This window comes from Streptomyces sp. AP-93, assembly GCF_022808175.1.
GTDB lineage: Bacteria > Actinomycetota > Actinomycetes > Streptomycetales > Streptomycetaceae > Streptomyces.
Window position 1 is genome coordinate 48244 of sequence record NZ_JALGBX010000004.1, and the last position, 19335, is coordinate 67578.

A 19335-nucleotide genomic window follows, 5' to 3' on the forward strand; every position below is an offset into this window, starting at 1 on the left:
CGTCAGACTTCCGTAAGGCGCGCCCGCACGCCCGTACAGCCGTACGGCCGGTCCCGCGCTCGGCGGGACCGGCCGTACGAGGGGGACCTGACTACGCCCCGCTCGCCTTGAGCATGTCCTCGCGCTCGACGAGCTTCACGCGCTCGCGGCCCTGCGGCTCGCCCAGCGCCTTCTCGGCGGCGTCGAGCTTGTACCAGCCCTCCCACGTCGTGAAGCGGACCTCCTTCTGCGCGAGGAAGGTCTCGACCGCCTCCGGCTCGGGGGTGGGCGGCGTCAGCAGGCGGCCGTCCGCGTGGTCGGCGAGCAGGTTCGCGACCGTCTCGTTGGCGTCGCCCTTGGTGTGGCCGATCAGGCCGATGGGCCCGCGGCGGATCCAGCCGGTGACGTACGTGGACGCCAGGTGCGCGCCGGCTTCGATGACGCGGCCGCCCTCGTCCGGAACCGTGCCGGAGTCGACGTCCCACGGCAGCTTGGGCAGCTCGTCGGAGAGGTAGCCGACGGCGCGGTAGACGGACTGGACGTCCCAGTCGGTGAAGGCGCCGGTGCCCTTGACGTTGCCGGTGCCGTCGAGCTCGGTGCGCTCGGTGCGCAGCCCGACGACCTTGCCGTCCTCGCCGAGGATCTCGGTGGGCGACTCGAAGAAGTGCAGGAAGAGCTTGTGCGGGCGCTCGCCTATGTCGCGGATCGCCCAGTTCTCCAGGGTCTTGGCGACCATGTCCGCCTGCTTGTTGGAGCGGCGGGTGGTGATCGAGCCCTCGTCGTAGTCGATGTCCTCGGGGTTGACGATGACCTCGATGTTCGGCGAGTGGTCCAGCTCGCGCAGCTCCATCGGGCTGAACTTGGCCTGCGCGGGGCCGCGGCGGCCGAAGACGTGGACTTCGAGGGCCTTGTTGGCCTTGATGCCGTCGTAGACGTTCGCCGGGATCTCGGTCGGCAGCAGCTCGTCGGCGGTCTTGGCGAGGATCCGGGCCACGTCGAGGGCCACGTTGCCGACGCCGAGGACGGCGACCTTCTCGGCCTCCAGCGGCCAGGTGCGCGGCACGTCGGGGTGGCCGTCGTACCAGGAGACGAAGTCGGCGGCGCCGTAGGAGCCGTCGAGGTCGACGCCCGGGATGGTGAGCGCGCGGTCCGCGGTGGCGCCGGTGGAGAAGATCACGGCGTCGTAGAAGGAGCGCAGCTCGTCCAGGCTGATGTCGTTCGGGTAGTCGACGTTGCCGAAGAGGCGGACCTGCGGCTTGTCGAGCACCTGGTGAAGGGCGGTGATGATGCCCTTGATGCGGGGGTGGTCGGGAGCGACGCCGTAGCGGATCAGACCGAAGGGGGCCGGCATCCGTTCGAAGATGTCGATGGACACACCCGGCTCGGCGGCCGCCTCGGACTTCAGCAGGGCGTCGGCGGCGTAGATGCCGGCGGGGCCGGCACCGACGATTGCTACCCGCAGGGGGCGAGGCATGGCTGGGTTCCCTTCGAACGACGAAACACTCGATCAAGGGAACCCTAAGCTAAGGGCAGCCTAACCCGGCACCCACCCCTTGGTTATGCCCCTATAACCCTGGCTTATGACATCCCCAAGCCACGCTTGGGGCCTTCGGCGGCCTCCAGGAGGTGGGCAGAACCCCGTGATACCCATGGGCCGCATGGACACCGACCCCGCCCGCCTCCCGGAGACCTCTCGCGTCCGCCGCCCCCTCCTCTTCCTCGACGTCGACGGCCCGCTGATCCCCTTCGGTTCCCCGCACGGGCACCCGGTCTACGAGGCTCCGGGCACGGCCGACGTCTCCGGCGGCCATCCCCTCCTCTCCCGGGTCGATCCGGCGCTCGGCCCGCTGCTCGCGGCGCTGCCGTGCGAGCTGGTGTGGGCCACGACCTGGGGCGAGGACGCGAACCTGGTTCTCGGCCCCCGGCTCGGGCTGCCGGCCCTGCCGGTGGTGGAGTGGCCCGAGCCTTCCCGGGCGGACGGCCGGGGCGGCGCGGCGCACTGGAAGACTGCCGGCCTCGTCGCCCGGGCGGCGGGCCGGGCGTTCGTCTGGGTCGACGACGAGATCGGCGACGCGGACCGCTGGTGGGTGTCCGCCCACCACCGCGGCCCGGCCCTCCTCCACCGGGTCGACCCCCGGATCGGCCTCGGGAACGCCGACTTCGCCGTCCTGGAGGCGTGGCTGCGCGCCCACGGCGCCTGAGCCTGGACAGCTGCGGACGCCGCGCGGCCCCCTCGGGCGGCCGCCCCCGCGCGTCACCCGGCGTGCGCCCGGGGAGCGTTCGCCATACCGCCGGGTCAACGGGCGCGGCTTCGGGCCCCGTCCGGCATGGGTAGTCTTCCCGGGACACAGTGTGCGGCGGGGTTCGGGGTGGGGTCATGGGGCATCAGATACGTGTGCCCGGTGCGGTACTGGCGGCCGTGCTGCTGCTGGCCGCCGCCGGCTGTTCCGGGGTGGGGACGGGGTCCGGGACGGGGGCCGGGAAGGCTCCCGGCGACGACCCGAAGCCGGGCGGCGCGACGCCCTCCGCGTCCGCGCCCGCCGGGTCCGCGCCCACCGGGTCCGCGCCCACCGGGTCCGCGCCCGCCGACGCCAAGCCCCCCTCCGGCGACGTGCTCCCCGGCATGGTCGGCGCCTCCGTGGCCCGTACCCAGCTGGCCGCGCTGAAGATCGCGCCGCCGGGAACCATGTCCGGCTACAGCAGGGACAAGTTCACGCACTGGGCGGAGCAGGGCGACAAGTGCGACACCCGCGAGGTCATCCTCCAGCGGGACGGCGCGAACGTCACCCGGGACTCCCAGTGCAAGGCCGTCTCCGGCACGTGGAAGAGCCTGTACGACGAGGTGGTCGTCACCGAGGCCTCGAAGATCGACATCGACCACATGGTGCCCCTCGCCGAAGGCTGGCGCTCCGGCGCGGCCGGCTGGGACGCCGCGAAGCGCAAGGCCTTCGCGAACGATCTGACGCACCCTCAACTGCTCGCGGTCACGGCCTCCTCCAACCGCTCGAAGGGCGACCAGAGTCCCGACCTGTGGCAGCCGCCGTCGAAGACGGCCTGGTGCCAGTACGGGCGGGCCTGGACCACCGTCAAGTCCGTGTACGGCCTGACCGTCACCGAGCCCGAGAAGAAGACGCTCTCCACCATGCTGGACACCTGCGCGTCCTGACGCCGCTCATCCCAGGACCGCGATGCCCAGGGGACGCGATCCCGCCTCGAGCCGGCGGCTGTTGCCGCTGTCGAGGTCCACGACCGTGATGCCGTTCCAGTAGCCGTCGCGGGTGTAGCCCCCCGTGACGTAGGCCGTCCGCCCGTCCCGGGACACGGCCACGTCCTCGTGCGGCCCGTCCAGCGGGTACACCCGCTCCGAGCCGTCCGGGGAACGGACGGTGAGGGAGGGCCCGTTGCCCTTGCCCGGTTCCACCGCCCCCGTCCCGACCACCAGCAGCCGGCCGTCCGCCGTGACCGCGGCCCCGTGCTGGTGGGTGTCGGCGGTCATCTCCTCCACCGTGGTGCGGCCCGTCGCCGGGTCCACCACCGCGAGCCGCTCGCCCTCGAAGGGGAGCAGCAGCATTCCGTCCGCCGGGCGTACGACGGCGTAGTGCGGCTTCAGCCAGGAGGCGAGGCCGCCCTCCGTCCCGTACGGGGCGACCTCGATGCGGCGCGGCGGCGCCGACGCCCCGTCCTGACCGGTTCCGCCGGATCCGACCGGCACGACGGTGACGTCGAAGGAGTCGTGACCGGTGACGTACACCTCGGAGCCGTCGCGCGAGACGTCCACGTCGAAGGGCCGTCGGCCCACCGGGATCACCCCCGTGACCTTGCTGGTCGCCGTGTCGATGACCTCCAGGACGCCGGTGGTCCCGGGCACGTTGACCCCGGCGTACGCGTGCGCGCCGTCGGGCGAGAGCGCGATGCCCATGCCGCCGCCCCGGTACTCGCCGCCGGTCACGGGCCCGGTGCCGGTGGTGCGGTACGGGATCAGGGCCCGCCGGGTCCGCGTCCGCGTGTCCACGACGGCGACCCCTTCGGCCGTGGCCACCCAGGCCCGGCCGTCCGCGCCGACCGCCAGGCCGTACGGGGCCCTGCCGACCGGCACCGAGCCGACCGCGCCGCGCTCCGGGTCCACGAAGGTGACGGTGTCGGCCCCGAAGTCGGCGACCAGGAGGGTGCCGCCCGGAGTGGTCGCGGCCGTCGGGAGCGGGGAGGCCGCGGGCGCGGCGGCCGCCGGTGCGTCGGGGGTGGAGCAGGCGCCCAGCAGCAGGGCTCCGGCAAGGGCCGCGAGGGCGGTACGGGTTCCCCGTACGCGGCGGCGCGGGTGCGGGCGGTCGTGCTGCGGCATGGGCGTGGCCCCTCTCGGTTCCGGGGGCGGGGCCGGTGGTGCGCCCGCTCCCCCGTACCCATCCTCACCTCGCGGGGCCGCCGCACCGCTCGGCCCGGCGGCCGACAGGGGGGTCGTCCGATCGGTCGATGCGGGGACGCGCCGGGCAGGGGTGACTGACCGACTGACCGGGGCGGTCGGGACGGCTCAGCCCTCGTACTCCGTCAGGTCGATGCCGTGGAGGTTGAGGAGGGCGCCGGTCTGCGGGTGGTTGATGTCCTTCTCGGCGGTCATGCCCAGCTTGCGGATCACGTTCTCGGACTCGTCGTTGCCCGCCCGGTTGATGGCGACGACCCGGTCGAGGCCCCGGTCCTGGAGGGCGAATTCCAGGGTGGCGTGCGCGGCCTCGGAGCCGTAGCCCTGACCCCAGTAGGAGCGGCCGAGCCGCCAGGTGATCTCGGCCGCCGGCAGGACCTCGGGCAGCCACCACGGCATGGAGAGCCCCACGGCTCCGATCAGCTCGCCGGAGGCCAGCAGCTCCACGGCGAAGATCCCGAAGCCCTCCTCGTCCCACTCGTCCTCCCACCGCTCGATGGTCTCGGCGGTCTCCTCCAGGTCGAGGGTCTCACCGTCGCCGATCCAGCGCATCACCTCGGGGTCGGCGTTGATCTCCGACAGGGGGACGAGGTCGTCCTCGGACCAGCGGCGGAGGAGGAGGCGGGGGGTACGGATCTCGGTCATGAGTCCCATCCTGCCGAACCCGCCGGACATCGGGTAATCGGGTCCCCCACGGACCCCCTCACCCCTCCGGAACGGTGATCGCGTCGAGCTGCGCCCTGAGGTGGACGTGCGAGTCGACCGGCTCGTGCGCGATCCGGCCCAGCGGCGCCGGGAGCGATTCCACGCGGGTGTGCGGATCGCATTCGTAGAAGTAGACCAGCGAGATCAGCTCCTCGGCGGGCGCGTCGGCGGGCGGCGGCAGCACCCGGTGGCGGCCCGCCCGCCAGCGGTCTCCCGTCCAGCGCGCCATCAGGTCTCCGATGTTCACGGTGAGCGCGGCCGGATCGTACGGGGCGTCTTGCCACCCCTCGGCGTCGGTGTGGATCTGGAGTCCGCCCGCGCCCTGCTGCCGGTCGAGGACGGTGACGGTGCCGAAGTCGGTGTGCGCGCCGATGCGGAACTGGCCGGGCAGCGGCGGGCCGAGGAGCTCGGTGCCGGGGTACCAGTTGAGGTTGAACCCCCAGGTGGGGTGGCGGGTGTGCCGGGTGAAGTGGTCCGTCTCCAGGCCGAGCGCGGCCGCCAGCAGCTCCAGCAGCTCGTCGGACAGGGCCCGCATCGCGGCCAGGTACTGCGTCACCGGCCCGTGCAGCGCGGGCACTTCGGCCGGCCACACGTTCGGCCGGAACCACTCGGCGTCCACCGAGGCGTTCCCGGTCGGCTCCTCCGCCGCGAAGGACCAGGACTCCTTGAGGTCGGGCGGGGAGGCCGCGCCCTCCGCGTAGCTGTTGGCCTCGGCCCCCGGGCCGAGCCAGCCGCGGCCGCCGACCGGCACGGCGTACGGGGCCTTGGCGGCGGCCGGGAGCCGGAAGAAGGCCCGCGCCGCCTCCCGGATCCGCCCCGGCAGCTCCGGGTCCACTCCGTGCCCGGTCACCAGCAGGAACCCGGCCGCCTGGAGCGCCTCGTCGACGCGGGAGGCGACCTGCCGGCGGGCCTCGGACCCGCCGGAGCGCCATGGGCCGAGATCGATCACGGGGACCTGCGAACTCACCACGGCGGGACCTGCTTTCCGGATCGGGAGGGCTGCCCGAGCCCGGCCCGGGCGGGATCCTCCGGATCCTGACGGCCAGGCGGGATCCGGAAGAGACGGCCTAGGCGGGCGGGCTCAGGGTGTACCGGACCGTGCCTTCCCCGGAGCCCGCCTCCGTGAAACCGGCCCGGCGCAGCACTCCGTGCGAGGGGGCGTTGTCGTCGTCCGCCTCGGCCGCCAGCAAGGTGCAGCCCGGCTGCCCGAAGGCCCAGCCGGAGAGGGCCTTCGCCGCTTCGGTGGCGTAGCCGTTGCCGCGCGCCGACGGGAGGAGGTCGTAGCCCAGCTCGGCACGGCCCTCTTTGTCCGGGGCCGTGTGGAAGCCCATGCCGCCGATCGCCCGCCGGTCGCTCGCCCGGATGATGGCGTACGGGCCCCAGCCCGGCCGGTACACGCCTTTCTCGCGCGCCTCGGCCGTCCTGCCGGCGGCGTATCGCGTACCCTCGCCGGGGCCGTCTTCGGCCCAGACGAACCCTCCGGTGCCGCCCGCGTGCAGGTCGGCCGCCACGTTCGGGGTGATCTCGCAGAGCAGCACGCGCTCGGCCGGGACGGGGTCGAAGTACCAGCGCCAGATCGTCTGCCGGGACCGGCCGGGCAGTTCGCCCCGGCCGGTGGCCCACAGCAGGGTGCGCCAGGAGTCGTCGGCGTCCCCGTGCGGGAGGTGCGGGAAGAGGCGGTCCAGGACCAGGGCGGGCAGCTCGGGGCCGGGCTGCCAGTCGTGTACGCCGAGACCGCCGAGCACGTCGTGGGTGTGCAGCAGCGTCTCGATGACGCCCATCGCCGCGAAGCCGCCCGGATCCGCCATCCCCGCCGGATGCCACGCGCGGTCCTCCGGCTTGGCGAGGGACACGATGGCGGACAGGAAGCGGCCGGAGGCGGTGATCATGTCGAGCACCCCGGCCGGGGTGGTGCCCTCGTCCGCCCGGACCTCCAGGGGGACGTACGCGTCGGTGGCGCGCACCGCGAGCTGCGCGGCGTAGGAGACCAGGTCCTCGGCCACGTGCACGGCGGTGTCGTAGCAGCTCCAGTCCAGCCCGGCGGCCGGGGTGCTCCAGTCGCGGTGAGTCACCGCACGCAGTGCTTCGGTGGCGATCGATACCGCCAGTTCGACGTCGGTGGCGGTCGCGGGGGAACCCTTGTACATCATCATCCGGCGAACCCTAGGTGTCGTTCCCGCGGGCCGCCAAGGGGATATCCGAGGCCCGGTGGCGCGCCTGCGCGGCCGAGCCGGGGCCGGGGCGCTACTGCTTGTGCCGGGACGGCGCGCTGACCGCGCCCCGGTGAAGGGCGGAGCAAAACGGTGGAGATTTCGACGAGGGACGTCTTCGGGGCGCCCTGCTGGGTGAGCCTGATGGCCCGGGATCTCGGTGCGGCGCAGCGGTTCTACGGTGAGGTGGCGGGCTGGCGGTTCCGGCCCGCGCGGCTCGGCGAGGCCTTCACCGTGGCCGAGCTGGACGGGATGCCGGTGGCCGGGATCGGGGCGCTGGCCGGGGATCTCGCGGTGGCCGTGGTCTGGACCCCGTACTTCGCGGTGGACGACGCCGACGTGGCAGCGGACCGGATCCGGGAACGCAGCGGCACGATCGCGGTCGGCCCGGTCTCCTTCGAGTCGGGGGGCCGCGGGGCGCTGGCGGCGGACCGGGACGGGGCGGTGTTCGGGATCTGGGAGGGCCAGGTCTCCTCGGGCTGGCGGGTCGGTTCGGGACAGGCTCCGGCCTGGCTGGAGCTGCGCACCCGCGACGCCTTCGAGTCGGCGATCTTCTACGGGGAGGTGCTGGAGTGGGCCACCGGCCGCGCCGGGTGCTGCGAGGTCGCGTACGAGGAGGACCGCGTCGTGCTGCGCCAGGACGGGGAGCCGGTGGCGCGCCTCGACAGCGGTCCCGTGGAGCCGGGTTCCTACAGTCCGTACACCCGGCCGCGCTGGCACGTGCACTTCCGGGTGCCGGCGCTGGAGCCGGCGGTGGAGGCGGCGGTCTCACTGGGCGGCCGCACGGTGTCCGAGCCCGGGTCGAGCGGGACCGAGCGGTGGGTGGCGCTGCGCGATCCGGACGGGGCGCTCTTCACCCTCACCTCGTCCCGGACGGACGACGACGGGACCGGCGGGGGCGGCGGGGGCGGCCGGGACCGACAGGACTGACGGGACCGAGGGGGCCGACCGGGACTGACGGGACCGGCCGGGACTGACGGGACCGACGGGACCGGCCGGGACCGACGGGACTGACGGGACCGAGGGACGACGGGACCGAGGGGACTGACGGGTCCGAGGGACGACGGGACCGAGGGGACTGACGGGTCCGCCGATCTACGGCGTCCGACGGGTCCGGGTCCAGTCGAGGAGCTCGGCCTCGGACCAGGTATTGACGACCCGGTCGGCCGTCACCCCGCACTCCAGGGCGCGTTCGCAGCCGAGGGTCTGCCAGTCGAGCTGTCCCGGGGCGTGCGCGTCGGTGTCGATCGCGAAGAGGGTGCCCGCGGCCACGGCGAGCCGCAGCAGCCTGCGCGGCGGGTCGAGCCGCTCGGGCCGGCTGTTGATCTCCACGGCGGCGCCCGACTCGGCGCAGGCGGCGAAGACGGCCTCTGCGTCGAACTGCGACTCCGGCCGGGTCTTGCCCGTGACCAGCCGTCCGGTGCAGTGGCCGAGGACGTCGAGGTGCGGGTTGCGCACGGCGGCGACCATGCGCCGGGTCATGGCGGGGGCGTCCATCCGGAGCTTGGAGTGGACGGAGCCGACCACCAGGTCCACCTCGGCCAGGAGTTCCGGCTCCTGGTCCAGCGAGCCGTCGTCGAGGATGTCGCACTCGATGCCGGTGAGCAGCCGGAACGGGGCCCAGGTCGCGTTGAGTTCGGCGACGGTACGCAACTGTTCCCGCAGCCGCTCCGGGGAGAGTCCCCGGGCCACGGTCAGGCGCGGCGAGTGGTCGGTGAGCACCGCCCAGTCGTGCCCGAGGGCGGCCGCCGCCCGGGCCATCGCCTCGATGGGGCTGCCGCCGTCGGACCAGTCGGAGTGCAGATGGCAGTCGCCGCGCAGGGCGGCGCGCAGCGCGAGGGCTTCGGCGCTGGGCGGCGGGCCCACGGGGTGGGCCGCGGCCTTCTCCTCCAGCCCCTGCAAGTACGTGGGGATCGCTCCGCCGAGGGCTTCCCGGACGACCTGAGCGGTTTTCGGGCCGATGCCCTTGACCGCTTCGAGGGTGCCCGCGGCGACCCGTTCGGCCGCCTCGCCCTCGCCCATCCGGCCGATGGCGACGGCCGCCGTACGGAAGGCCTGGACCCGGTAGGTCGGTTCCTGGGCGCGTTCCAGCAGGAAGGCGATCCGGTCCAGTGCGGCCACCGGGTCCATCGCGTGTCTCCCTCCACGAGACGACGACCGGGTCAGAGGGGGCCCGGGTCCCGGACCCGTGCCCCCTCCGCCCGGGGTCAGGCGCCGTCGGCCGGGTCGGCCGCCGGACGGTACTGCAGGGCCAGGCCGGCGAGTACGGCGCCGGCCGCCGCGCTCAGCACCGCCGTGGTGCCGGCCCACTCCAGGGAGCCGCCGACCGCGCCGCCGAGCGGGTCGAACCCGGAGACGCCGCCGACCACGTGGAGCCCGGCCACGCCGAGCGCGACCACCGCGCCGGCCCGCCAGGCTCCGGCCGTGTCCCGTACCGCCAGCAGGGCGCCGGCGGTCAGGCAGAGCAGGGTGACGGCCAGGGCGAGCAGCCCGCCGGGGTCGCCGGAGGCCAGGGCCGCCAGGTCGCCGGGCACGTGCAGCGCACCGCAGAGGAGCAGTGCGAGGGCCACCGGCCAGCGCAGTATATGGCGCAGCGCGCCCTTACCCGGGCGTGCCGGGCCCCGGGCCGGGGTCGTGGACGGGCCCCGGGCCGGGGTCGTGGACGGGCTCCGGGCTGGGGCCGGGGCCTGGGCCTGGGCCTGGGCCTGCGGTGCGGGCGGGTGGACGGGGGTCCGTGCCCGGTCCACCTGCTCGGGGCGGTGCGGTGCGGGCTGTTCGCCGGTGCCGAGGATGCTGACGAGCAGGGCCACGTCCTCGATGGGCCGGCCGAGGGCGGCGGCCCGCAGGGTGATGTCGGCTTCGACCCCCTCGTGCGGGGGCTCGCCCAGCAGGGTCACCATCTCGCGGACCTCGTGGACGGGCCGGGACACGGCGGCCGCGCGCAGCGCCGTGTGTCCGGGGTTGGGGACCTGTCCGGAGTCCTTGAGGAGGTTCACCAGATCGGTGACCTCCCGTACGGAGCGGCCGGTGGCGGCGGTCTCCAGGATGGTGTGTGCGGGTGGTGCCGCAGGCCGGGGTGCGGGGTCCGGGCGGGGAGCGCCCCCAGCCCCGGGACCTGCCTGAGGACCGGCCTGAGGACCGGCCTGGGTCTCGGCCCGGGTCTCCGCCCGGGTCTCGGGAGCGGTCCCGGATTCGGTCCGGGAGCCGGGCTCGGGGCCGAAGTCGAGGTCGTCCGTGCCGGGGGCCGGCGGCCGGACGTCCGTGGTGTTCTCGGGGAGCCGGCGCGGTTCTTCGTACTCCGTCGCGGCGAGCGTGATCGGGTCATTCATGGAAAGCTCCGTTCGCCGGCGCGCGGGTCTACACATCGCACGCCGGTCATCGTGCGTCATGGGAAGCGCACGCTTTGTTACATTCAGCGGCACCCGGCCGCGCTGCGCCATTCGGGGCGGGCAAACGGGGGTTCCCCGCGGTGCCGCGGGCCCGGTCGGCGCCCGGCGTGGGCATGGTGGGGGCATGAAGGGTACGGAGGTACTGGCCGACGCGTTCGGCCGGATCCAGGTCGTGGTGCACGAGGCCGTCGAGGGGCTGGAGCCCGGACAGCTCGATGCGCGGATCGATCCGGGTGCGAACTCGATCACCTGGCTCGTCTGGCACCTGACCCGGATCCAGGACGACCACGTGGCGGACGCCGCCGGCTGGGAACAGGTCTGGGACGCGCAGGGCTGGGACGAGCGGTTCGGGCTGGCGCTGCCCCCCGGGTCGACCGGCTACGGGCACACCGCCCGCGAGGCCGGCACCGTCCGGGTCGGCTCGGGGGAGCTCCTGCTGGGGTACTTCGACGCCGTCCACGCGCAGACGGAACGGTTCCTGCGGGGGCTGTCCGCCGCCGACCTGGACCGGGTGGTCGACGAGCGGTGGGACCCGCCGGTGACCCTCGGGGTGCGGCTGGTCAGCGTGATCGGCGACGACCTCCAGCACGCGGGGCAGGCGGCCTTCGTCCGGGGCGTGCTGACGAGGGGCCGCTGATGGCGTCCGCGGGAGCCCTGCTGCTGACCCTCCTCCTCATGGCCGCCGCCCCGGCTGCCACGGCCTCGGCCGCCCCCGGAGCCGGGGCATGGGCCTGGGCCGGCTCCGCGCCGCTCGACGGGGCCCGGGCCGACGCGACCGGCCGCCGCTCGGGCGCGGGCGTCGGCCCAGGCCCCGGCCCCGGCACCGGCGCCGCCGAGCGGCCCGTCGTCGAGACCGACCGGGGGCCGGTGCGCGGGCGGGAGGCCGCCGGGTACCGCACCTTCGAGGGCATCCCGTACGCCGCCGCGCCGACCGGGCCGCTGCGCTGGCGGCTTCCGGAGCCCGCCCCGCGCTGGGCGGGCGTACGGGACGCGGGTGCGCCCGGGGCCCGTTGCGTGCAGTTGCCCGCGGTGGGACCGGGCGGGCCGAGCGGCTCGGAGGACTGCCTGTTCCTCAACGTCACGGCCCCCGAGCCGGCCTTCCCGGAGCCGGCGGCCCCGGACACCTCCGGCCGTCCCGTCATGGTCTGGTTCCACGGGGGCGGGTTCATGAACGGTGCCGGGGACCTGTACCGGCCGGGCCGACTGGCGTCGGCGGGCGGTGGGGCCGTGATCGTCACGGTCAACTACCGGCTCGGGATCTTCGGGCTCTTCGGGCATCCCGCGCTCCACGGGGCCCCCGATTTCGCGCTGGCCGACCAGCAGGCCGCCCTGCGCTGGGTGCGGGCGAACGCCGCCCGCTTCGGCGGGGATCCCGGCAACGTCACCGTGTTCGGCGAGTCCGCCGGCGCCCTGAGCGTCTGCCTGCACCTCACCTCCCCCGCCTCGGCAGGCCTGTTCCACCGGGCGATCGTGCAGAGCGGTTCCTGCTCGCTCACCGTCCCGGCGCACTCGCTGCTCCCCGCGCTGCCCGCCTACGAGCCGTTCGTGCCGGAGCGCCGCACCACGGCCGAGGGGGCCGCCGCGGCGGTCCGGCTCGGCTGCGGCCGGCGAGAGGACGAAGAGGTACTGGGGTGCCTGCGCGGCCTCGCCCCCGAGGCCCTGGCGACCCCCGAGCTCATGACCCTCTTCTCCGCGGTGTCCTACGGCACCCGGTTGCTCCCCACCGAGCCCCGGCGGGCCCTGGAACGCGGGGAGTTCCACCGGGTCCCGGTGGTGCAGGGCTCGACCCGCGACGAAATGCGGATCTTCCTCGGGCAGACGCTGACCGCCCACCCGGTCGCCGACCGGCAGGCCTACCGGTCCCGGCTGCGCTCCGCCTTCGGGGCACGCGCCGGACTCGTCGAGGCCGCCTATCCGGTGGCGGCCCATCCGACACCGGCGCTGGCCTTCGCAGCGGTGCTGACGGACGCCTCCTTCGTCTGCCCGCAGCTGCGGGACAGCCGTTCGCTGGCGCGGCACGTGCCCACGTACGACTACGGGTTCGACGACCGGCACGCACCGGACTTCAGCGGGCTGCCGCCGGTGCCGGGCTTCCCGTACGGGGCCTCGCACGGGTCCGAACTGCCGTACCTCTTCGACACCGGGCTCCCGATGAGCGCCGCGCAGCGGGTGCTCGCGGAGCGGATGACCGGCTACTGGACCCGGTTCGCGGCGACCGGCGATCCGAACGCACCCGGGGCGGGGCCGTGGTGGCCGCGCTCCCCCGCCGTACTGTCCCTGGCGCCGGGGCCCTCGGGCGGCATCCGGCCCGTGGACGCGGCGGCCCGGCACCACTGCGGGCTGTGGGACTCCGCAGGACAGGCTCTCTCCGTAGGACAGGCTCCCTCCGTAGGACAGGCTCTCGAAAGGGCGGGCTCGTGACCGGTTTGACCGACATCCTGCAGCCGTACGTGGACGACGGGACCCTGCCGGGGGCGGTGGCCCTGGTGGACCGGGGCGATGGCAGGGAACCCGAAGTGGCGGCGGTGGGGAGCGCGGACGCCGGGGGCGAGGCCCCGATGGTCCGCGACTCGATCTTCCGGATCGCCTCGCTGACCAAGCCGGTCACGGCGGCGGCGGTCATGATGCTGGTGGAGGACGGCCGGTTCGCACTGACCGACGCGGTCGCGCCCTGGCTGCCGGAGATCGCCGCACCGGTGGTCGTACGGACTCCCGCGAGCCCGGTGGACGACGTGGTCCCGGCGAAGCGGCCGGTGACGGTGGCCGACCTGATGACCTTCCGCGCGGGGTGGGGCTTCCCCTCCGACTTCTCGCTCCCGGCGGTCTCACCGCTCTTCGGCGAGCTGCGCCAGGGCCCGCCGCGACCGCAGGAGGTCGCGGGGCCGGACGAGTGGATGGCCGCGCTGGGCCGGATCCCGATGCTGCACCAGCCGGGCGAGGCCTGGCTGTACAACACCTGCTCGGACGTGCTGGGGGTGCTGATCGCCCGGGTGGCGGGGTGCTCGCTGCCGGAGTTCCTGGCGGAGCGGATCTTCGAGCCGCTGGACATGCCCGACACCGGTTTCGCAGTGCCGGCGGGGCAGTCGGGCCGGTTCACGCACCTCTACCGGGCCGGCGCGGACGGGGGCCTCGACCTCGTGGACGGCCCCGACGGGCAGTGGAGCGCGGTGCCCTCCTTCCCGTCCGGTGCGGGCGGGCTGGTCTCCACGGCGGACGACTACCACCGCTTCGCCCGGATGCTGCTCGACGGGGGCGGCCCGCTGCTCTCGGCCGATTCGGTGCGCCGGATGACCACCGACTGGCTGACCCCGGCCCAGCGGGCCGGGGCCGAACTGTTCCTGGAGGGCCAGGGCTGGGGGTTCGGCGGGTCGGTCGACGTCGTGCCGGCCGACCCGTGGAACGTGCCCGGCCGCTACGGCTGGATCGGCGGCACCGGCACCGCCGCCCACATCGTCCCCGCGACGGGGGCCGTCACCATCCTGCTGACCCAGCGGGAGCTGACCGGCCCGTCGCCGGCCCCGGAGACGATGCGCGCGGTGTGGGCGTACGCGGCCGCCTAGGGGGCGCCGGTACGCCCCTGCTCCTCCTGCGCCCGTCAGTGGTTCTCGGTCGGCCGCAGGTCGCGCGGGATCAGTGTCCAGGTGGTCGCCGCGGCGGCCATCGCGAGGACGCCGGCCAGCAGGAACGCCGGGGTGATCGCGAGGGTGTAGGACTGCGAGGCGGCGTCGAGCAGGGTCCGGCCGACGGCGCCGCCGAGCTGTTCGGCGGTGTGGGCGGCCTCGCCCACGGAGTCCCGTACGGCGGCCATCGTGGCGGAGTCCAGGTCCATGGCCGGGAGGTTGCCCCGGTAGAGCGCGGCGGCGGTGGAGCCGAGGATGGCGACACCCATGGCCGAGCCGAGTTCGTAGCAGGTCTCCTCGATGGCGGCGGCGCTGGAGACCTCGTCGGCCGGGGCTGCGGAGATCAGGGTCACCGAGGCGACGGTGGTGGCGATGCCCGCACCCACGCCCATGATGGTCAGCGCCGCGGCGAAGGCGGGGTAGCCGAGGCCGGTGAACTGCTGGAGGGTCCAGGGCAGGGCCATGCCCGTGGCGAGGACCACCAGGCCGCCGCCGAGCACGTGGCGGATCGCGAAGCGCTGCATGAGGGTCGGGGCGACCATCGAGGCGCAGATCAGCGCGAGCGGGGCGGGCAGCAGGCGCAGGCCCGCCTCCAGCGGGGTGTATCCCTGGCCGTACTGGAACCACTGGGTGACCAGGAACAGGATCGCGCCCATGCCCACCATGGGCAGGAAGATCGCGGTGGCGGCCACGCTGAAGGCGGGCTTGGTGAAGAGCCGGACCTGGAGCAGCGGGTTGTCCACGCGGAGCTGGCGGCGGACGAACAGGGTCAGCGCGACGGCGGCGAGGACCAGCAGGGCCCAGGGCAGCGGGTCGGCGACGCCGCTCTTGCCGAGCTGCTTGATGCCGCCCGCGAGGGCGAGCATGCCGACGATCGACTGTCCGACGCCGGTCCAGTCCCACTTTCCGGTGGAGCGCGGGGAGCGGGATTCGGGGAGGTAGCGCAGGCCGGCGGCGACGATCACCGCGGTGACGGGCAGGTTGAGGAGGAAGGCGGAGTGCCAGCCGTAGTCCTGGACGAGCAGGCCGCCGACGACGGGGCCGAAGGCCATGCCGCCGCCGAACACGGCGGCCCAGACGGCGAGGGCGAAGGCGCGTTCCTTGGCGTCGGTGAAGACGCTGCGCAGGATCGACAGGGTGGAGGGCATGATCGCGGCGCCGCCGACGCCGAGGAGGGCGCGGGCCGCGATGACGTGCCAGGCCTCGGTGGAGAAGACGGCGATGAGGGAGGCGAGGGCGAAGATGCCGAAGCCCGCCATGAGCAGCCGCTTGCGGCCCCAGCGGTCGCCGAGGGCGCCCGCGGTGACCAGGAGCCCGGAGAGGGCGAGTGCGTAGATGTCGATGATCCACAGCTGCTGTACGGCGCCCGGCTGGAGGTCGCCGACGAGCGAGGGGAAGGCCACGTTGAGGATCGTGGTGTCCATCGAGATGAGCAGGAGACTGCCGGAGAGGATCGTGAGCACGATCCAGCGGCGCGGGTCCTGCGTGGGGGTGTGCATGGGGGTTCCGTTCACGGTTGTTTCACGGTTGTGCGGATTTCACGGTCCGCGTAGTGCGGTCTACGCGGGAGGGGTGCGGGCTCAGGCCGCCGGGGACGGCCGGGTTCCGCTGAGGAAGGAGGCGAGGACCAGGCGGCCGATGTCTCGGCGGGCGAGGTGGCCGTCGCGGACGCCCTCGGCGGCGGCGTCGAGAAGCCCCCACAGCGAGTACCAGATCCAGTACGCGGGCAGGTCGACGCGGAGCCGGCCGAGGCGCTGGCCGAGCGCGAGGAAGGCGAGGGCCCGCTGGTCCTGGCGCTGGATCCCGGCCCGGAACTCCGGGTCGGCGAGCACGGTGGCGTCGCGGGAGGTGAACCCGTACAGGTGCGCGGCGGGCAGCAGCCCGGTGACGAGCCGCTCCAGCGCGGCGTCGAACTCCGCTCCGTCGGCGCTGCCGGCCAGGTCGGCGGGGGCGAGGCACCCGTCGACCACGTCGATGGCCCGGACGGCCACGGCTTTGAGGAGTGCCTCGCGGGTGGCGTAGCGACGGCTGAGCGTGGCGCGGCTGGTCCCGATGCCCGCGGCGATGTGCGCCATGGAGGCGCTGTGATCGCCGGCGAGCACGCGTGCGGCGCCGTCCAGCAGCTCTTCTTCGTTCATCATGCGATCCTCCTTCGTATCAAACGATACAAATTTGTCTCACATGATGCAAGTCTGATTCACGGTCCAGCTATAGAGGCACACCCCCCTCCCCCCGGGGCTTCAGCCCTGCTCCTCCGTCCCCGTGCGGGCGCGGGCGCCCGAGCGGGTGCGGCCGGTGGTCTGGGCGCGCTCCGGGTGGCGGCGTACGTACTCGCGCTCCAGCTCGTCCATCCGCCGGGTGTGCGTGACCAGCGCGTCGTCCGATCCGTGCAGCAGGGTCTCGTGACGCGTGCGGTGGATGGCTTCGAGCTCCTTCATCAGGCGGCCCTCTTCCAGGCCGTCCGCCGACGGCCCGGCCTCGCGGGCCTCGCGCTCCGCCATGGCAGGTCACCTCTCCCTCGGCCGGGCCGGGCGCCTCGCCCGGCCGCGCTCATCCCATCATCGCCGAGGGAGAGAGATAGACACTGTCTACGGCCCGGTGGTAGACCGTGTCCATGGATCAGGACAACGGGCTGCGCGAGCGGCTGATCGACGTCGGCGTGGAGCTCGTGACGAGCGAGGGGACCGCCGCGCTCGGGCTGCGCGAGATCGCCCGCCGCGCCGGGGTGTCCCACGGGGCGCCCCGGCGGTACTTCGCCACCCACCACGCGCTGCTGTCCGCCATCGCCCGGCGCGGGTTCGAGGAACTCGGCTCCCGGATCCCCGCCGCGATGGAGGGCCCGGGCGCGCAGGATCCGCGCGGGCAGGCGCGGGCGCTGGGGCGGGCGTACGTCGGCTACGCGCTGGAGCGCCGCGGCATGTTCGAGCTGATGTTCCGCCACGACCTGCTGGACGGCGGCGGTCAGGACGGGCCGCCGGGGGCCCGGCTCCGGGACTCCACGCTGCCGCTGTTCGAGCTGCTCGTCTCGCTGGTCGCCCGGTGCGGGACGGCCGGAGCCCCCCGCGTCACCGCCGCCGCGCTCTGGGCCAATCTGCACGGCGTGGCGCAGCTGTGGGCCCGGGGCAGCCTGCCGCTCGTGCTCGACGGCGATCCGGAGGCCTCCGTCGACCAGGTGGTCGACGCCGCCCTCGACGCCCATCTGCCGGAGCGCCGCCCGTGAAGCCCCGGCTCGCGCTCTGCGTCAGCGCCGCCGGCGCGATGCTCGTCGCCCTCGACGGGACCGTGCTGCTCGTGGTGCAGCCCAGCCTGCGGCGGGACCTCGGGGCGCGTCTGGCCGAGGTGCAGTGGACGAGCGGCGCGTACCTCCTGAGCGTGGCGGCCTGCGCGCGGCGCAGGGGCTGTTCGGGGCGCTGCTCCAGCCGGCGACGCTCGCCCTGCTGCGCCTCGTGTACCCGCCCGACCGGATCGGCGGGCCGGTCGCGGTGCGGACCGCGGCGATCTGGGTGGCCGCGGCGGCCGGGCCGCTGCTCGGGGGTGTGCTGGTGGAACGCTTCGGCTGGCGTGCGGTGTTCGTGGCGAACGTCCCCGTCGCCCTCGCGATCGCGGCGGCGGCCCTGTTCCTACGGGCCCCCGCGCCCCCGCCCGCCGAGCCCGGCCGGATCCGGCCCGGCGGCGCGGTCCTCCTCGCGGCGGCCCTCGCGGCGCTGGTCCACGCGCTGGCCGGCGTACCGGAACACGGCTGGCCGGGGCCCGGACCCTGGCCGGGTTCACCGCCGCGGCCGCGCTGGCGGCCCTGCTCGTACGGTCCGAGCGCAGCTCCGCCCAGCCCCGACGCCCCTGCCGGGCACCCGGGGGTGCTGGGCGGGCTCAAGCAGACGGCGATGAACGTCGGGCCGGCCCTCGGCATCGCGGTGGCCGCGGGGACCGGGGCTTCGGTCGCGGCGCTGACGGCGCTGGCCGCCGTAGGGCTGCTGCCCGCGTCACGGCTGCCGCCGTCACGACTGCCGACCCCACGACTGCCCGCATCTCGGCTGCCGCCGTCACGGCAGCTCGGGGGTAGCCCCGCGGGCCACGCAGGTGCGGGCCACCTCGTCGGCGAAGGCGCGGGCGGGCGGGGAGAGGGCGGACCAGCTCCGGACGGCCCAGCCGACGGCGAGCGGCGGCAGGGCGGGGACCGGTACCAGGCGCAGCGGTCCGTCTGATCCGGGTACCCGCCAGCCGGGCAGCGCCGGTACGACGGCGTGGCCGAGGCCCAGTTCGGCGAGGAGGAGGGCGGTGTCCCAGTCGGCGGCGCTGGTGTCGGAGCTGATCCGGATGCCTGCTTCGGCGAGGGCGGCGTCGAGCCGGGCGCGGGAGGTGGAGTTCTCCGGCAGCCGGATGTGACGGATGGCTCCGAGGTCGGACGGCTCCAGGCGGGAGCGGGCGGCGAGCGGATCGTCGGCGCCGACCGCCAGGACCCAGGGCAGCCGCATGACGGGGCGTTGCTCGATCCCCCGCACGGGGGCGCCGATGGTGATCCACGCGAGGTCGAGGTCCTCGGCGCACAGGGCGTCGAAGCAGCTCCGGCTGGAGTTCTCGGTCTGGAACTCCAGGCTGACCCGGGGGTGGCCGCGCCGGAAGGCGACGATCGCCTCGGCCATGAAGTGGCGCACCGTGGTGGCCCCGGTGGTGACGCGGACCGAGCCGCCGTCGCCCCGCACCAGGTCGTCGATCCGGCGCAGGGCTCCGTCGAGCCCGGCGATGCCGTCGGCGGCGGCCGCCTGGAGGATCAGACCGGCCCCGGTGGGCGAGACCCCGCGCGGGTGGCGCTCCAGGAGCGCGGTGCCGGTCTCCCTTTCCAGGCGGCGGATGTGCTGGCTGACGGCGGACTGGGTGCGGCCGAGGTCACGGGCGACGGCACTGAGGCTGCCGGCCCGGCAGACGGCGACGAACACGCGGAGATCATCGAGGGTCACAACTCCAAGGTATCCCTTGGAGGTTACGAGAAATCCGGAGGATTGACTTGGATGTCCGGCTGC

At 74.6% G+C, this 19335-nt stretch carries 18 protein-coding genes and 1 pseudogene; 8 read left to right on the forward strand and 11 right to left on the reverse strand.

Features of this window, described 5'->3' with window-relative positions:
• Positions 1-91: 91 nt before the first annotated feature.
• Complete coding sequence (locus MTF69_RS08060; RefSeq protein ID WP_243332033.1) at positions 92-1453, reverse strand: FAD-dependent oxidoreductase; 1362 nt, start codon at positions 1451-1453, stop codon at positions 92-94.
• Positions 1454-1637: 184 nt separating this feature from the next.
• Between MTF69_RS08060 and MTF69_RS08065 the strand changes: the two genes are divergently transcribed.
• Both MTF69_RS08065 and MTF69_RS08070 read left to right on the forward strand, forming a co-directional pair.
• On the forward strand, positions 1638-2180 hold the full coding sequence (locus MTF69_RS08065; RefSeq protein WP_243332035.1) for an HAD domain-containing protein: 543 nt from the start codon (positions 1638-1640) through the stop codon (positions 2178-2180).
• A gap of 176 nt (positions 2181-2356) precedes the next feature.
• The gene (locus MTF69_RS08070) at positions 2357-3145 is read left to right on the forward strand and encodes an HNH endonuclease family protein (protein WP_279345529.1); all 789 of its coding nucleotides are present in this window, start codon (positions 2357-2359) and stop codon (positions 3143-3145) included.
• Between the two features lie 6 nt (positions 3146-3151).
• Here the strand turns inward: MTF69_RS08070 and MTF69_RS08075 are convergent, their stop codons facing one another.
• From MTF69_RS08075 to MTF69_RS08090, 4 genes are all read right to left on the reverse strand, one after another.
• Positions 3152-4318 carry a YncE family protein gene (locus MTF69_RS08075; protein WP_243332036.1) on the reverse strand — a complete coding sequence of 389 codons (1167 nt, stop codon included), beginning with the start codon at positions 4316-4318 and terminating at the stop codon, positions 3152-3154.
• 186 nt (positions 4319-4504) lie between these two features.
• The gene (locus MTF69_RS08080; protein WP_243332038.1) at positions 4505-5038 is read right to left on the reverse strand and encodes a GNAT family N-acetyltransferase; all 534 of its coding nucleotides are present in this window, start codon (positions 5036-5038) and stop codon (positions 4505-4507) included.
• Positions 5039-5096: 58 nt separating this feature from the next.
• The gene (locus tag MTF69_RS08085) at positions 5097-6068 is read right to left on the reverse strand and encodes an isopenicillin N synthase family oxygenase (protein ID WP_243332040.1); all 972 of its coding nucleotides are present in this window, start codon (positions 6066-6068) and stop codon (positions 5097-5099) included.
• A gap of 97 nt (positions 6069-6165) precedes the next feature.
• A complete protein-coding gene (locus MTF69_RS08090) occupies positions 6166-7251 on the reverse strand; it encodes a GNAT family N-acetyltransferase (protein WP_243332042.1) in 1086 nt (361 codons plus the stop codon).
• A 201-nt stretch (positions 7252-7452) separates the two neighbouring features.
• Between MTF69_RS08090 and MTF69_RS08095 the strand changes: the two genes are divergently transcribed.
• Positions 7453-8238 carry a VOC family protein gene (locus MTF69_RS08095; RefSeq protein ID WP_243332628.1) on the forward strand — a complete coding sequence of 262 codons (786 nt, stop codon included), beginning with the start codon at positions 7453-7455 and terminating at the stop codon, positions 8236-8238.
• 165 nt (positions 8239-8403) lie between these two features.
• Here the strand turns inward: MTF69_RS08095 and MTF69_RS08100 are convergent, their stop codons facing one another.
• Together MTF69_RS08100 and MTF69_RS08105 are read right to left on the reverse strand one after the other, a co-directional pair.
• On the reverse strand, positions 8404-9438 hold the full coding sequence (locus MTF69_RS08100) for a PHP domain-containing protein (RefSeq protein WP_243332044.1): 1035 nt from the start codon (positions 9436-9438) through the stop codon (positions 8404-8406).
• A gap of 77 nt (positions 9439-9515) precedes the next feature.
• Entirely contained in the window at positions 9516-10637 is a 1122-nt protein-coding gene (locus MTF69_RS08105) for a hypothetical protein (RefSeq protein WP_243332046.1), read from the reverse strand.
• 184 nt (positions 10638-10821) lie between these two features.
• Here MTF69_RS08105 and MTF69_RS08110 point away from each other — a divergent pair, with 184 nt between their 5' ends.
• Genes MTF69_RS08110 through MTF69_RS08120 form a run of 3 tightly spaced genes read left to right on the forward strand, consistent with a single transcriptional unit; the run spans position 10822 to position 14257 of the window.
• The gene (locus tag MTF69_RS08110) at positions 10822-11334 is read left to right on the forward strand and encodes a DinB family protein (RefSeq protein ID WP_243332048.1); all 513 of its coding nucleotides are present in this window, start codon (positions 10822-10824) and stop codon (positions 11332-11334) included.
• On the forward strand, positions 11334-13118 hold the full coding sequence (locus tag MTF69_RS08115; protein ID WP_243332050.1) for a carboxylesterase/lipase family protein: 1785 nt from the start codon (positions 11334-11336) through the stop codon (positions 13116-13118). Before MTF69_RS08110 ends, MTF69_RS08115 begins: the two co-directional genes overlap by 1 nt.
• On the forward strand, positions 13115-14257 hold the full coding sequence (locus MTF69_RS08120; protein WP_243332051.1) for a serine hydrolase: 1143 nt from the start codon (positions 13115-13117) through the stop codon (positions 14255-14257). Before MTF69_RS08115 ends, MTF69_RS08120 begins: the two co-directional genes overlap by 4 nt.
• Positions 14258-14292: 35 nt before the next feature.
• Here MTF69_RS08120 and MTF69_RS08125 read toward each other — a convergent pair whose 3' ends face one another.
• The 3 genes from MTF69_RS08125 to MTF69_RS08135 all read right to left on the reverse strand — a co-directional run bounded on the left by MTF69_RS08125 (position 14293) and on the right by MTF69_RS08135 (position 16818).
• Positions 14293-15816, reverse strand: coding sequence for an MFS transporter (locus tag MTF69_RS08125; protein WP_243332052.1), 1524 nt, complete (start codon positions 15814-15816; stop codon positions 14293-14295).
• A gap of 81 nt (positions 15817-15897) precedes the next feature.
• Positions 15898-16458, reverse strand: a complete 561-nt coding sequence (locus MTF69_RS08130; RefSeq protein ID WP_243332053.1) for a TetR/AcrR family transcriptional regulator — start codon at positions 16456-16458, stop codon at positions 15898-15900.
• Between the two features lie 99 nt (positions 16459-16557).
• On the reverse strand, positions 16558-16818 hold the full coding sequence (locus MTF69_RS08135; RefSeq protein ID WP_243332054.1) for a DUF6158 family protein: 261 nt from the start codon (positions 16816-16818) through the stop codon (positions 16558-16560).
• Positions 16819-16931: 113 nt separating this feature from the next.
• Between MTF69_RS08135 and MTF69_RS08140 the strand changes: the two genes are divergently transcribed.
• A complete protein-coding gene (locus MTF69_RS08140; RefSeq protein ID WP_243332055.1) occupies positions 16932-17537 on the forward strand; it encodes a TetR/AcrR family transcriptional regulator in 606 nt (201 codons plus the stop codon).
• A 124-nt stretch (positions 17538-17661) separates the two neighbouring features.
• Positions 17662-17946, forward strand: a pseudogene (locus tag MTF69_RS43350) (MFS transporter); the annotation flags it as partial.
• A 411-nt stretch (positions 17947-18357) separates the two neighbouring features.
• Here the strand turns inward: MTF69_RS43350 and MTF69_RS08150 are convergent.
• Positions 18358-19272, reverse strand: a complete 915-nt coding sequence (locus tag MTF69_RS08150; RefSeq protein ID WP_243332056.1) for a LysR family transcriptional regulator — start codon at positions 19270-19272, stop codon at positions 18358-18360.
• Between the last annotated feature and the right edge of the window lie 63 nt (positions 19273-19335).

Excerpts from the sequence above, each read along its gene's own strand:
- MTF69_RS08060 (WP_243332033.1), bottom strand. The coding sequence starts at position 1,453 with ATGCCTCGCCCCCTGCGGGTAGCAATCGTCGGTGCCGGCCCCGCCGGC.
- MTF69_RS08065 (WP_243332035.1), top strand. The coding sequence starts at position 1,638 with ATGGACACCGACCCCGCCCGCCTCCCGGAGACCTCTCGCGTCCGCCGC.
- MTF69_RS08070 (WP_279345529.1), top strand. The coding sequence starts at position 2,357 with ATGGGGCATCAGATACGTGTGCCCGGTGCGGTACTGGCGGCCGTGCTG.
- MTF69_RS08075 (WP_243332036.1), bottom strand. The coding sequence starts at position 4,318 with ATGCCGCAGCACGACCGCCCGCACCCGCGCCGCCGCGTACGGGGAACC.
- MTF69_RS08080 (WP_243332038.1), bottom strand. The coding sequence starts at position 5,038 with ATGACCGAGATCCGTACCCCCCGCCTCCTCCTCCGCCGCTGGTCCGAG.
- MTF69_RS08090 (WP_243332042.1), bottom strand. The coding sequence starts at position 7,251 with ATGATGATGTACAAGGGTTCCCCCGCGACCGCCACCGACGTCGAACTG.
- MTF69_RS08095 (WP_243332628.1), top strand. The coding sequence starts at position 7,453 with ATGGCCCGGGATCTCGGTGCGGCGCAGCGGTTCTACGGTGAGGTGGCG.
- MTF69_RS08100 (WP_243332044.1), bottom strand. The coding sequence starts at position 9,438 with ATGGACCCGGTGGCCGCACTGGACCGGATCGCCTTCCTGCTGGAACGC.
- MTF69_RS08105 (WP_243332046.1), bottom strand. The coding sequence starts at position 10,637 with ATGAATGACCCGATCACGCTCGCCGCGACGGAGTACGAAGAACCGCGC.
- MTF69_RS08110 (WP_243332048.1), top strand. The coding sequence starts at position 10,822 with ATGAAGGGTACGGAGGTACTGGCCGACGCGTTCGGCCGGATCCAGGTC.
- MTF69_RS08115 (WP_243332050.1), top strand. The coding sequence starts at position 11,334 with ATGGCGTCCGCGGGAGCCCTGCTGCTGACCCTCCTCCTCATGGCCGCC.
- MTF69_RS08125 (WP_243332052.1), bottom strand. The coding sequence starts at position 15,816 with ATGCACACCCCCACGCAGGACCCGCGCCGCTGGATCGTGCTCACGATC.
- MTF69_RS08130 (WP_243332053.1), bottom strand. The coding sequence starts at position 16,458 with ATGATGAACGAAGAAGAGCTGCTGGACGGCGCCGCACGCGTGCTCGCC.
- MTF69_RS08135 (WP_243332054.1), bottom strand. The coding sequence starts at position 16,818 with ATGGCGGAGCGCGAGGCCCGCGAGGCCGGGCCGTCGGCGGACGGCCTG.
- MTF69_RS08140 (WP_243332055.1), top strand. The coding sequence starts at position 16,932 with ATGGATCAGGACAACGGGCTGCGCGAGCGGCTGATCGACGTCGGCGTG.